Origin of the sequence: Gibbsiella dentisursi (genome assembly GCF_039539505.1) — a bacterium.
Taxonomy (GTDB): domain Bacteria; phylum Pseudomonadota; class Gammaproteobacteria; order Enterobacterales; family Enterobacteriaceae; genus Gibbsiella; species Gibbsiella quercinecans.
This window is the reverse complement of sequence record NZ_BAABDG010000009.1, coordinates 273172-285904: the sequence shown is the minus strand read 5'-3', so window position 1 is coordinate 285904 and position 12733 is coordinate 273172. Positions and strand designations below refer to the sequence as shown.

Sequence of the window (12733 nt, the reverse complement as noted above, 5' to 3'; positions counted from 1 at the left end):
TGTCCTGCGCACAGAATAAGGAATCGCGCCCCGTGCCGCTTAAACACCGATTAAACATAACGTATTTCCCGGCTGGCGGGCTAAACGGCAGGCTCCAGATAGCGTGCCTGCAGCACGTCACGCTGTTGCGGCCCCAGGCCATACTCCGCCTCCAGCCAGCGCGCCGGCGAACCGTACTGTTCGCGGATGCAGCCAAGGGCGGTGGTCAGGAACTCTTCGCGGGCACCGAGCACGTAGGCAAACTGGGCCAGCGCCGCGGCGTTCAGGCGGCTCGAAAGCTGATCCAGCATCTGTTCGCGGAAGGCTGCCAGCGTGGTTTCGGTCAGCAGGTAATCCTCCAGCACCGTGGCCTCATCCGCCCCAAGGGCCAACAGCACCAACGCAGAGCCGACGCCGGTGCGGTCTTTGCCCACGGCGCAGTGCTGCACGATGGCGCCGTTTTCCGTTTGCAACAGCAGAGCGGCCAGTTGCCGGTAGGCCGGGTTATTGAACGGCAGGCGGCGATACAGCTGCAGCATAAAGGCCCGGCTGTCAAAAGCCGCCAGCACCTCGTTGTTCAGCTTTTCCAGATTGGCATTCACTTCGCTGCTCAACGGGTTGGCCGGGAAATGATGGTAATCGGCACCGGGCCACAGCACATCCGGCTTATCCTGCACTTCATCGCTGTCGCGGTAATCCAGCACGGCGCTGACCGGCACGCCGGCCAAAAACGCACAGTCACGCGGCGTTAAGCGATCGAGCGCGCCGGCGCGGAACAGCAACCCACGCTTGATACGGCGGCCATGAGCGACGCTATTGCCGCCTAAATCACGAAAGTTGATGCCGCCGTCGAGCGGGGCCAGTGAAGGGTGAAGCAGAATCTGAGCGGTCATAGACATCCTCGTTATTGTTGTCGACAAACAGCGCGATACAGGCAGCGGATACATCCCATCACAAAACACAGCAGGCTGCGCAGATGGCGCCAGTGCCTGCCACCGTAACAGATTATGGTGAAATGAAAAATGGGCCGCAGCGGCGGCCCATCGGCAACGAGGCGGGTTACAGCAGGCGGCGTGCGGCTTCCACCACGATTTGCACCGCGTGGGTTTCGGTTTGCTTCATGGTTTGCGCATCCGGAATTTCCTGCTGGGTGCGGTTGACGATCACCCCGGCCACCATCCCGGCGCGCAGCCCCTGGCTGGCGCACATGGTCAACAGGGTGGCGGATTCCATTTCATAGTTCATCACGCCCATCGCCTGCCATTCGGCCATTGAGCCCTTGAAGCGGCTCACCACACGGCCGGAATACGTATCGTAACGTTCCTGGCCGGGGTAGAAGGTATCGGAAGAAGCGGTCACGCCGATATGGGTCGTGGCGCCGCTGGCTTTCGCCGCCTCGACCAGCGCGGTGGTACAGGCAAAATCGGCAACCGCCGGGAACTCCATCGGCGCAAAGTGCAGGCTGGCGCCATCCAGGCGCACCGCCGCCGTGGTCACCAACACATCGCCCACGTTGATGTCAGGCTGGATCGCGCCGGTAGTGCCGATCCGCAAAAAAGTACGGATGCCCAACTGCGCCAATTCTTCCACCGCGATCGACGTGGAAGGGCCGCCGATGCCGGTTGAACACACGATGACGGGCTTGCCGTCGAGTTCCGCCCGCCAGGTGGTAAATTCACGATGGGAAGCCAGATGCACCGGGTTTTCCATCAGCCTGGCGATTTTTTCTACGCGTTGCGGATCGCCGGGGACGATCGCCAATTGCGCCCCCTGCAAATCGAATTTGGTCAGGCCAAGATGGAAGACATCTGATTGAGACATACCGGATCCCTCATTATTCATGTTTAGTCGGAGGAACAAAAACGCACTCTACTGAAAATCCATCGCCAATTTCGTGACGCGAATCACTTGTTAACAGAAAACGAATTTCAGAATACATATTTATTGTGATAATCATCACAAAATTAACCGACCGTTTACCCCTCGTGCAGTGTCTGCGCGGCTAAGCGGCTGGCCAGACGCAGCGGCCTTACACGGTGTAGCCCAAGCGCGCACGCCGTTGCCCGACGGCGAACAGGGTGGGGCTGCCACCGTGCGGAATCGAGCCTATAGTTAACAAGATCCCGCCCCGTTTTCCTTTTACACGGAGACCACAATGAAAACCGAGAGCCAAACGACGCAACAGCAAAGCCAGCAGGGCTTCAGCCCGGCCGTCAAACCGCTGGCCGCCACCACCCGGCACACCGACGAACAGGGCATTCACGCCGGCGAAACCACTATCCCGGTGCAGAACGAATCCCTGCCGGCCTACCTTGCCCGGCCCGATAACCAACGTGGCCCCTTCCCGGTGGTTCTGGTGGTTCAGGAGATCTTTGGCGTTCATGAACATATTCGGGATCTGTGCCGGCGGCTGGCCAAACAGGGCTATCTGGCGCTCGCCCCGGAGCTGTACTTCCGCCAGGGGGATGCCAGTAACTATAGCGATATCAGTGAACTGTTGCAGAATCTGGTGAGTAAAGTGCCGGACAGCCAAGTGCTGATGGACCTGGATCATACCGCCCACTGGGCCCTGCAGCACGGCGGGGCGCCAGGTAAGCTGGCGATCACCGGTTTTTGCTGGGGCGGGCGCATCGCCTGGCTGTACGCAGCGCATAACCCGCAGTTGAAAGCGGCCGTCGCCTGGTATGGCAAGCTGGTCGGTGAGAAAACCCTCAATACGCCGAAACACCCGGTGGATATTGCCACCGAGCTGTCAGCGCCCGTGCTGGGGCTGTATGGCGGCAAGGATACCGGCATCCCGCTGAACACGGTGGAAACCATGCGCCAGGCGATCCGCGCGGCGAATGCCGACGCCGAGATCGTGGTTTATCCGGACGCCGGCCACGCCTTCAACGCCGACTATCGCCCCAGCTACGATGCCGAAGCCGCCGCCGATGGCTGGCAACGGATGCTGGCCTGGTTTGCCCGGCACGGCGTCACCGGCGAGCCCCAGGCCTGAGCCGCGGCGGCGCATGTTATAGCTGTAAAGCGCCGAATGCGCCGCACCAGTCGTGCTCAAACTTTTCCACCGCGGCCTGCACTGCCGGCGCGGTGATGAACTGTTCCGCCACATCGACCGGCAAGGTTATCGCCCCGCAGCCCGCCAGCAGGCACTCCAGCGCCTGGCGCGGCGTTTTAAAGCTGGCCGCCAGCACCTGGGCGTGCGGCGCATGCAGCGTAAGCAATTGTTGCAATTCCCGTACGGTGGCAATGCCGTTGCCGCCCTGTGCATCCAACCGGTTGACGTAAGGCGCCACGTACTGCGCCCCCGCCAACGCCGAAAGCAGCCCCTGCGCGGCGCCGTACACCGCAGTGCCCAACGTTGGAATGCCCATGCCCTTCAGCGCCTTAATGGCCGCCAGCCCTTCCGCCGTAGCCGGGACTTTCACCACCAGCTCCGGCACCCGTTCATGCAGTAATACCGCTTCTTCCACCATGCGGGCCGCGTTGTTGGCCAAAACCTGGGCAAACAGCCGGCCTTCACCGCCCAACGCATCACGCAGCGCCGGCAGCACGTCCCACAGCGGAGTGCGCGAATTGGCGACGATGCTCGGATTGGTCGTCACCCCTTGCAGAGGCAGAATGCGCGCCAGGCGCTTGACGGCGCTGACATCGGCGGTATCGAGATAAAGTTCCATAATGGTTCCCCACAGCTAAACAAAGGGGCGCCCATGCGCCCGGAATAAATTACAGTTCAAGTTCCTGTTGCAGCAGGCTAACCACCTGCTGGGCGGAGCCTGCGTTGACCAGTGCGGCGCGAAAGCCTTCATGCATAATGCGCCGGGCCAGTTTGGAGAAAATACGCATGTGCTGATCGCCCGCGGCGTGTTTATTCAGCGTCAGCATAATGACGAACTGCGCCTCCTCATCGCCCCACGCCACCGGGCGGGCCAGTTTGGCCACGCTGATGGTCGATTGTTCAATGTGCTCCGATTTGGTGTGCGGGATGGCAAAGCCAAACCCCAGCCCGGTAGAGAAGACCGCCTCGCGCGCCCATACATCGGCCGCCAGTTTGCGCGGATAGCGGCAGCGCCCGGCCAGCAGCAGGTTATCCACCATGCCTTTGATCACTTCCTCCTTGCTGCGCCAATCGGCATCAAGGGCAATGCATTGAGAGGTGATCAGCGGCGCATCGCTTTGTTCCATACGGAACTGCGCCAGCAGGTGCTCCACCGCCAGCGACGTGCGGCAGGCCATGGCGCGGTTGAGCAACAGGCGGCACTCGCGGCTATCGAGCTTCGCCAGCCGCGCCTTGGTGGCCGGGATCGCCGGGGCGCTCATGCTGATTTCGTCCAGCCCCATCCCCACCAGCAGCGGCAGCACCGAGCCTTTTGCCCCCAGTTCGCCGCACAGGCCAATCCATTTGCCCTGCCGATGCACTTCGCGCACCGCATAATCCAGGCTGCGCAAAAACGCCGGGTTGAGGCTGTTGTAATGCTTAGTCACCTTGGCGTTATCGCGGTCCACCGCCAGCAGGTACTGCGTCAGATCGTTGCTGCCGATGCTAAAGAAATCTATTTCTTCGCAGCACTGTTCAATGATGAACAGCACGGAAGGCACTTCCAGCATGATGCCGAGCGGGATCTTTTCATCAAACGGCACTTGCCCGCCGCGCAGCGCCTGTTTTACTTCGGTCAGTTGATCCTTCACCCACAGGATCTCTTCCATCGAAGAGATCATCGGGATCATCACTTTCAGCGGGCCGTGGGCGGAAGCGCGCAGGATGGCGCGTAGCTGGGTGCGAAACAGCGGCAGGAATTCCTGATAGATGCGCACCGCGCGGTAACCGAGGAACGGGTTGTTTTCCGCCGGAATGTTGAGGTAATCCACCGGTTTGTCGCCGCCGATATCCATGGTGCGCACGATAATCGGTTTGCCGGCGGCCGCTTCCACCGCCTGGCAATAAATGTTGTACAGCTCGTCTTCCGTCGGCGCCGTGGTGCGGTCCATATACAGCATTTCCGTGCGGAACAAGCCTATCGATTCGGCGCCGTTGGCAAACGCGGCTTTGGCCTCCACCGCATGGGCGATGTTGGCCGCCACTTCCATCCGCACGCCATCGGCGGTGTGGGCCGGTACGGCCAGATAAGCGCTTTGCTGCTGGCGCAGCTGTTCACGCAGCCATTGTTCCTGGCGGTAATAGCGCCGTACCGGTTCGTTAAGATCGCAGGCGACCAGCCCCAGATCGCCGTCGATCTGTACCTGTTGATTCAGGTAGGGCTGCAACGCGGCGGCGTCAGCGCCCACCAGCGTCGGGATATTGAACGAGCGTGCCAAAATTACGGTATGCGAGGTGCTGCCGCCGCTGCCCAACAGCAGCCCTTTCAGATAGCGCTTGTCCAGTTCCAGAAACTGGCTCGGTGTCAGATCGTCAGTCAGGCAGATGCTGTCTTCATGCAGCGCCTGCTGGCAGGGGAAACGCTGCTCGCCGTAAATCTGCTGCAGCAGTTGAAAGCACAGATCGCGGATGTCCAGCTCACGCTCACGCAGGTAGGCGCTGGCGGACTGCGCCAACTGCTGGCTAAAGTGGGCGGCGGTAGCGACGATAGCCGCAGCGCAGCTGGCGCCTTGCAGCACGCCGTCCAACAGATGCTGGCGGAAGGCCGCGTCGCGCAACAGTGAACGATGCGCCTCCAGCACAGCCGTGGCGGTACCGGCGCCGGCCATCAATTGCAGCTCCAGCGCTTTGCTTAAACAGGCCAGGCCGTCGGCCAGCCGTTGCTGTTCCTGCTCAACCCCTGCCGACGCCGGCAGTTCGCCCAGCGCGCCGAGATCGACCCGCGCCAAATGCACCAGTTTGCCGAGCGCCGAGCCCTGGCTTACCGCTTTAGCGCGCAGCAAGGTGGGCTGCAGGTTGGCCAGCGCGGCCGGCACCGGCTCCAGTTCATCAGCCCCCGCTTCCTGCGGCAGCGGTTCGTCGCAGTGCGGGAATTCATGGGTAATGAAGTGGCTCAGGCGCTCAAAGGCGCCCTGCTCATCTTCCCCTTCAATCGTCACTTGGCATTCGTCGCCGAGCAGGATATCGGCGCCGATCAGCGACAGCACGCTTTTACCATCGCCCGTGATGCCGGTACGCGGGTTATGCCAGTGAAAGTGCGAGCTAAACCCGTTGCACAGGCTTTCAATGTGGCTGGCCGGGCGGGCATGGATGCCATTGGGCAGCGAACAGGTAAACGTCACGATTTTGGCCATTGATATTTCCTCATATCAAAGCAGTGCCGGAAAGCACCGGTTTGCCACAAGGATAAGAGCCGCCGCCCCGCGACGGCTAGCGGACAAAAATGCCAAACGCTGGACAAATGTAAGATACTGGCATAAATGCGAACTGGCTCACAAAGCGAGCCATACCGGCGGCATTTTATCTCGCTGTGCAATTTGCGTTGGATCTCACTTTTCCCCTGACATTACAAAAATCCAGTAAATGGCAACTTTATCCACTGTTGGCGCGCAGGGCGCTTGCCTATTGTGTTAGGCAACAACCTTTCTCCAGCAAGGGTTATTTTTCCTGATGGTTTCTGTACTCAGAGCACGCTGGTTAACACCGGGGGAATGAATGATGAAAGAGCTGATAAACATCCTAAAAAATACGCGCCAGCACCTGATGACCGGCGTATCCCACATGATCCCGTTTGTGGTGGCCGGCGGCATTTTACTGGCGGTTTCCGTCATGCTGTACGGCAAAGGGGCGGTGCCGGACGCAGCAACCGATCCCAACCTGAAAAAGCTGTTTGATATCGGCGTCGCCGGCCTGACGCTGATGGTGCCTTTCCTGGCGGCTTACATCGGCTACTCCATCGCCGATCGCTCCGCGCTGGCGCCGGCGGCCATCGGCGCCTGGGTGGGCGCTTCCTTCGGCGCCGGCTTCTTTGGCGCCATTATCGCCGGCCTGCTGGGCGGGACGATCGTGTTTTACCTGAAGAAGATCCCGGTGCCGAAGATCCTGCGTTCGGTGATGCCGATCTTCGTGATCCCCATCATCGGCACGCTGCTGACGGCCGGCATCATGATGTGGGGGCTGGGTGCGCCAATCGGCGCGCTGACCACCGGCCTGACGGAATGGCTGCAGGGCATGCAGCAAGGCAGCATCGTGGTGTTGGCGATCATTATGGGGCTGATGCTGGCCTTCGATATGGGCGGCCCGGTGAACAAAGTGGCCTATGCCTTCATGCTGATCTGCGTAGCGCAGGGGGTTTACACCGTGGTCGCCATCGCCGCCGTGGCGATCGCCACCCCACCGCTCGGGCTGGGGTTCGCCACCCTGATCGGCCGGAAATATTACACCGTAGAAGAACGCGAAGCCGGTAAGGCCGCCATTTTGATGGGCTGCGTCGGCGTCACCGAAGGCGCAATCCCGTTCGCCGCCGCCGATCCGCTGCGTGTGATCCCGGCGATTATGATCGGCGCCGCCAGCGCGGCCACCACCGCGGCCTTGCTGGGCGCACAGTGCTATGCCGGCTGGGGCGGGCTTATCGTGCTGCCGGTGGTGGAAGGCAAACTGGGCTTTATCATCGCGCTGCTGGTCGGTATGACGGTAACGGCACTGCTGGTTAACCTGCTCAAAAGTTTCGCGGCCAAAAAACAGGCGGCGGCGGCAAAAGAGAGCGATCTGGATCTGGATTTTGAAATCAACTAAACCGCGCCCGTGCGGGCGGCAAACGCCGACAAGACGGCGCTTTGCATACGAAGGAGATAATCATGGCTAACATTATTGCTGTAACCGCTTGCCCATCCGGCGTCGCCCACACCTACATGGCCGCCGAAGCCATTGAACGCGCGGCGAAGGCCAAGGGCTGGCAATGCAAGGTAGAAACCCAGGGTTCCATCGGGCTGGAAAACGAACTCACGCCGCAAGACGTGGCCGCTGCCGATCTGGTGATCCTGACCAAAGACATCGGCATCAAGCTTGAAGAACGCTTCAAAGGCAAAACCGTGGTGCGCGTGGCGATCAGCGACGCGGTGAAACGTGCCGACGCCATCATGGACAAGATCGCCGCACACCTGGCGCAAACCGCCTGACCGCCGGCCCCGGTGCGCCTGTGCCGGGGTTGTTTGCCCGTTCCGTAGGAAGAAGGATAACCTCATGACATCCCGTATCGAACGCCTGAAAGCCGCCCTGTTTTCCGCCCCGCGCGAAATCTCGCTGGAGCGGGCGCTGCTGTATACCGCCAGCCATCGCCAGACCGAAGGGCAACCCACCCTGCTGCGGCGGGCCAGGGCCACGGCGCATATCCTCGATCACGTGGCGATCGGCATCCGTGATGATGAACTGATCGCCGGCAACCGTACCGTCAAACCACGCGCCGGCATTATGTCGCCGGAGATGGACCCCTACTGGCTGCTGCAGGAGCTTGATACCTTCCCTACCCGCCCACAGGATCGCTTCGCCATTTCTGAACAGGATAAGCACGTATACCGCGAACAGCTCTACCCTTACTGGGCACAGCGCTCCATGAAGGATTTCATCAACGGCCAGATGCCGGCGGCGGTCAAGGCCGCCACCCAGACCCAAATTTTCAGTATCAACCAGACCGATAAAGGCCAGGGGCATATCATCATTGATTACCCGCGCTTATTGAATAACGGCCTGGATGCCCTGCTGGCCGAACTGCAGCACTATGTGGCGCAGCAGCCGGATAATCCCTTTTACCAGGCGGCGCTGCTGCTGTTGCAAGCGTCACAGCGCCATATCCTGCGCTACGCCGGCCTGGCGCAGCAGATGGCGGCGGCGTGCGAAAACGCCGCGCGCAAGGCGGAACTGCTGCGCATCGCCGACGTTTCTGAACGGGTGGCCCACCAACGGCCAAAGGATTTTTATCAGGCCTGCCAGCTGTTCTGGTACATGAACATCATCCTGCAGTACGAATCCAACGCCAGTTCGCTGTCGCTCGGCCGCTTCGATCAGTACATGCTGCCGTTCTACCAGGCTTCGCTCAACCAGGGTGACGATCCGGCCTTCCTGCGCGAACTGCTGGAAAGCCTATGGGTGAAGTGCAACGACATCGTGCTGCTGCGTTCCACCGCCAGCGCACGCTACTTCGCCGGCTTCCCCACCGGCTATACCATTTTGCTGGGCGGCCTGACGGAAACCGGGCGCAGCGCAGTCAACGTGCTGTCGTTCCTGTGCCTGGACGCCTACCAGAGCATCCGCCTGCCGCAACCGAACCTTGGCGTGCGGGTGAATGAGTTTATCGATCGGCCGTTCCTGCTGAAAACCGCCGAAACCATCCGCCTGGGCACCGGTATCCCGCAGGTGTTCAACGATGAAGTGGTGGTGCCGGCGTTTCTCAACCGCGGCGTCACACTGGAAGACGCGCGCGATTATTCGGTGGTGGGTTGCGTGGAGCTGTCGATCCCCGGCCGCACCTACGGCCTGCATGATATTGCGATGTTCAACCTGTTGAAGGTGATGGAGCTGGCGCTGCTGGAAAACGAAGGCAACGCCGCGCTGACCTATCCGCAGTTGCTAAGCCAGATCCGTGAAAAAATCCGCCACTACGTCAGGCTGATGGCCGAAGGCAGCAACGTCTGCGATATCGGCCACCGCGACTGGGCGCCGGTGCCGCTGCTGTCGTCGTTCGTGGAAGATTGCCTGCAAAACGGCAAAGACATTACCGCCGGCGGCGCCCGCTATAACTTCTCCGGTGTGCAGGGTATCGGTATCGCCAACCTAAGCGACTCGCTGTATGCCCTTAAGGGGCTGGTGTTTGATCAGCAGCTCGTGAGCTTCGATCAGTTGTTGGCCACGCTGAAAGATAACTTTGCCACCCAGGAAGGGCAGAAAATCCGCGCACGGCTGATCAACCGCTTTGATAAATATGGCAATGATATTGACGAAGTTGACCTGATCAGCGCCGAACTGCTGCGTTTTTACTGCAAAGAGGTGGAAAAATACCGTAACCCGCGCGGCGGCCAGTTCACACCGGGTTCGTATACCGTTTCCGCCCACGTCCCGCTGGGGGCGGTGGTCGGCGCGACGCCGGACGGGCGGCTGGCGGGCGAGCAGTTGGCGGACGGCGGGCTTTCGCCGATGCTGGGCCAGGACGCGCAGGGGCCGACGGCGGTGCTCAAATCGGTCAGTAAGCTGGACAACTACCTGCTGTCCAACGGCACCCTGCTGAACGTGAAGTTCACCCCCAGCACGCTGGAAGGCCAGGCCGGGTTGAACAAGCTGGCGGATTTCCTCGGCGCCTTCACCAAGCTCAAACTGCAGCATATCCAGTTCAACGTGGTAAACGCCGAGACGCTGCGCGCCGCCCAGGCCAGGCCGCAGGACTACGCCGGGCTGGTGGTGCGCGTCGCCGGTTACAGCGCATTCTTCGTTGAGCTGTCGAAGGAGATCCAGGATGACATCATCCGCCGTACAGCGCATCAACTGTAGCCTGATCGCGCCCGGTGCAGACCGGGCGCCCAACGGGCCGCAGGGCCATATTTTCAACATCCAGCGCTATTCGCTGAATGACGGCCACGGCATCCGCAGCGTGGTGTTCTTCAAAGGGTGCCCGCACACCTGCCCGTGGTGCGCTAACCCGGAATCCATGTCGCCGCGGCAGCACATCGTGCGGCGCATGGCCAAATGCCTGCACTGCCAGCCCTGTTTGAACGATCCGGACGAATGCCCAAGCGGCGCGCTGGAGCGCATCGGGCAATCCATCGGGCTGGAGGCCCTGCTGCAACAGTTACTGAAAGACGAGGTGTTTTACCGCACTTCCGGCGGGGGCGTAACGCTCTCCGGCGGCGAAGTGCTGATGCAGGCCCCCTTCGCCGGGCAACTGCTCCAGCGTCTGCGCCGGTACGGCATCCACACGGCGATAGAAACCGCCGGCGACGCGCCGCTGCCCAGGCTGTTGCTGCTGGCGGAGCATTGCGATCAGGTGCTGTTCGATCTGAAAATCATGGACGCCGGCACCGCAAGGCGCGTATTGAACATCAACCAACCGCGGGTGCTGGCCAACTTCGCCGCCCTGGCCGCACGCGGCGTGGCCCTCACTCCACGCGTTCCCCTGATCCCCGGTTACACCCTCAGCCAGGAAAATGTCGCGCAGATACTGGCTTTTCTGGCCCCTTTCGCGTTAAAAGAGATCCATCTGCTGCCGTTCCACCAATACGGCGCGGCCAAGTATGAACTGCTGGGGCGCGATTACCCGCTGCGCGATGTGGCGCCGCCAACCGAGCAGGACATTGCGCCGTTGCGCGCCATGGCCGAAGCAGCAGGATACCGGGTGGTGACCGGGGGTTAACGCAAGGGGGTTGGCATGTCGATTAAGTTGGTGGCGGTAACCGCCTGCGTCAGTGGCGTTGCGCACACTTATATGGCGGCCGAAAAGCTGGAAAAGCTGTGCGCGCAGGAAAAATGGCCGCTGAAGGTCGAAACCCAGGGCGCGTTGGGGATTGAAAACCCCCTGACGGAGCAGGATCTGGCGCAGGCCGATGTGGTGCTGCTGATCACCGATATCCAACTGGAAGGCAGCGAGCGCTTCACCCACCGCCGCTGCGTGCAAACCGCCATCAATACCTTCCTGTGCCAGCCGGAGAAGGCCTTTAGCGCGGTGCGCAAAGCGGCCACCTCACCGCAGGAAACCCATATTCTGGTGGAATAGCCGCCTATTCCCGTTCGCTCAGTTCACTGCGGTATTGCCCGCGGTATTCCGAGGGCGAACGCTCGGTGTTTTTGCGGAAGATACGGCAGAAATAGTTGCTGTCGACAAAGCCGCAGGCGTGCGCCACTTCCTTCACCTTCATATCGTAACGCTTGAGCAGGTGTTTGGCCTGCTCCAGGCGCACATGGTTCAGGTATTCATTGAACCCGACGCCGCCGGATTTTTGGAACAGGTGGGAGAGATAGTTCGGGGAGATATAAAACGCCTGCGCCACCGATTCACGGGTTAGCGGCTCGCGGTAGTGTTCTTCCAGATAATCGCGCACTGCGCCAAACAGCGCCTGGCTGCGCGAGGCGGTTTGCACCGAAGAACTGAACAGATCCAGCGCATGGCTCAGCAACCCTTTGACCAGAAAACGCGCGGTCGGCTGATCGCTCTGGTGCCAGGCCAGTTCGGTCAACGCCTGCAGCATAAATGAGCCGACGCGTGGGCCGCGGCGCCCGACGTTGCCTTTCCCCAGCGGCACCGTGTTCTGCCCATCCCATTGTAATAGGCTGTAGCCCAACTGTTGTTTGCCGAAAAGCAGGCTCAGCGTCGTGACCGGCCGCTGCCAGTTGGGGTTGTTCCAGCCGCGCGCCGGCACAAACAGCACATCCCCCGGCAACAGCCGCCGTTGCTGCCCGTCGCCCTGGCTGCCTTGCCATGTCATATCCAGTTCCCCGCTCAGCACCAGCTCCAGGCGGGGAAAGTTTACCTGATAGGCCAGCGCCGGCGCCGGCTGCTGGTTACCCGCAAAATAGACCTGCCGGACACCCGACGGATCGTCAAGCAACGGCGCCAGCACCGCTTCAAGCGGATGTTTCATGTGTCACACCTTTCATCCCAGAAAAGATAACGCCAGATGATAACGGATAGTGGCGAGCAAAAAGTGGGGGCAGAGCAACAATTTGAGCAATAATGGTGCAAGCAGTGGCGCACTCAGCATGGTTTTTGGCTGGCGCGGCGATGATTTCGGTCGCCATAACGCCGTAGTTTTCTGTGGCGCCGCAGGAACGCCGGTCAGAACCGCAGGCACAAAAAAAGGGCGCCGAAGCGCCCAACATCGTGTATCCATCAAA

12 protein-coding genes are annotated in these 12733 nt (G+C 60.9%); 6 read left to right on the top strand and 6 right to left on the bottom strand.

Features of this window, described 5'->3' with window-relative positions; genetic code table 11:
* Positions 1–80: 80 nt before the first annotated feature.
* Positions 81–872, bottom strand: coding sequence for a tyrosine-protein phosphatase (locus ABFX35_RS20225; RefSeq protein WP_346082639.1), 792 nt, complete (start codon positions 870–872; stop codon positions 81–83).
* A gap of 166 nt (positions 873–1038) precedes the next feature.
* Positions 1039–1800, bottom strand: coding sequence for a uridine phosphorylase (gene udp / locus ABFX35_RS20220; protein WP_346082637.1), 762 nt, complete (start codon positions 1798–1800; stop codon positions 1039–1041).
* A 334-nt stretch (positions 1801–2134) separates the two neighbouring features.
* Here udp and ABFX35_RS20215 point away from each other — a divergent pair, with 334 nt between their 5' ends.
* On the top strand, positions 2135–2977 hold the full coding sequence (locus tag ABFX35_RS20215; protein WP_346082635.1) for a dienelactone hydrolase family protein: 843 nt from the start codon (positions 2135–2137) through the stop codon (positions 2975–2977).
* A 16-nt stretch (positions 2978–2993) separates the two neighbouring features.
* Here ABFX35_RS20215 and fsa read toward each other — a convergent pair whose 3' ends face one another.
* The gene (gene fsa, locus ABFX35_RS20210; protein ID WP_346082633.1) at positions 2994–3656 is read right to left on the bottom strand and encodes a fructose-6-phosphate aldolase; all 663 of its coding nucleotides are present in this window, start codon (positions 3654–3656) and stop codon (positions 2994–2996) included.
* A gap of 49 nt (positions 3657–3705) precedes the next feature.
* Positions 3706–6210, bottom strand: coding sequence for a phosphoenolpyruvate--protein phosphotransferase (gene ptsP, locus ABFX35_RS20205; RefSeq protein WP_279024584.1), 2505 nt, complete (start codon positions 6208–6210; stop codon positions 3706–3708).
* 364 nt (positions 6211–6574) lie between these two features.
* Between ptsP and ABFX35_RS20200 the strand changes: the two genes are divergently transcribed.
* From ABFX35_RS20200 to ABFX35_RS20180, 5 genes are all read left to right on the top strand, one after another.
* Entirely contained in the window at positions 6575–7651 is a 1077-nt protein-coding gene (locus ABFX35_RS20200; RefSeq protein WP_095848991.1) for a PTS fructose transporter subunit EIIC, read from the top strand.
* Between the two features lie 62 nt (positions 7652–7713).
* Positions 7714–8034, top strand: a complete 321-nt coding sequence (locus ABFX35_RS20195; RefSeq protein ID WP_095846302.1) for a PTS fructose-like transporter subunit IIB — start codon at positions 7714–7716, stop codon at positions 8032–8034.
* A 64-nt stretch (positions 8035–8098) separates the two neighbouring features.
* Entirely contained in the window at positions 8099–10396 is a 2298-nt protein-coding gene (locus ABFX35_RS20190; protein WP_346082632.1) for a formate C-acetyltransferase, read from the top strand.
* Positions 10362–11255 (top strand): [formate-C-acetyltransferase]-activating enzyme, encoded by an 894-nt coding sequence (locus tag ABFX35_RS20185; protein WP_279024580.1) that lies wholly within the window; start codon positions 10362–10364, stop codon positions 11253–11255. The genes ABFX35_RS20190 and ABFX35_RS20185 overlap by 35 nt, the downstream gene beginning before the upstream one ends.
* A gap of 15 nt (positions 11256–11270) precedes the next feature.
* Positions 11271–11615, top strand: a complete 345-nt coding sequence (locus ABFX35_RS20180) for a PTS fructose-like transporter subunit IIB (protein ID WP_095846305.1) — start codon at positions 11271–11273, stop codon at positions 11613–11615.
* A 4-nt stretch (positions 11616–11619) separates the two neighbouring features.
* On the opposite strand, the gene ABFX35_RS20175 is transcribed toward ABFX35_RS20180, so the two are convergent.
* Positions 11620–12480, bottom strand: a complete 861-nt coding sequence (locus ABFX35_RS20175) for a helix-turn-helix domain-containing protein (RefSeq protein WP_346082630.1) — start codon at positions 12478–12480, stop codon at positions 11620–11622.
* Positions 12464–12718, bottom strand: a complete 255-nt coding sequence (locus ABFX35_RS20170; RefSeq protein WP_346082628.1) for a hypothetical protein — start codon at positions 12716–12718, stop codon at positions 12464–12466. Before ABFX35_RS20170 ends, ABFX35_RS20175 begins: the two co-directional genes overlap by 17 nt.
* Between the last annotated feature and the right edge of the window lie 15 nt (positions 12719–12733).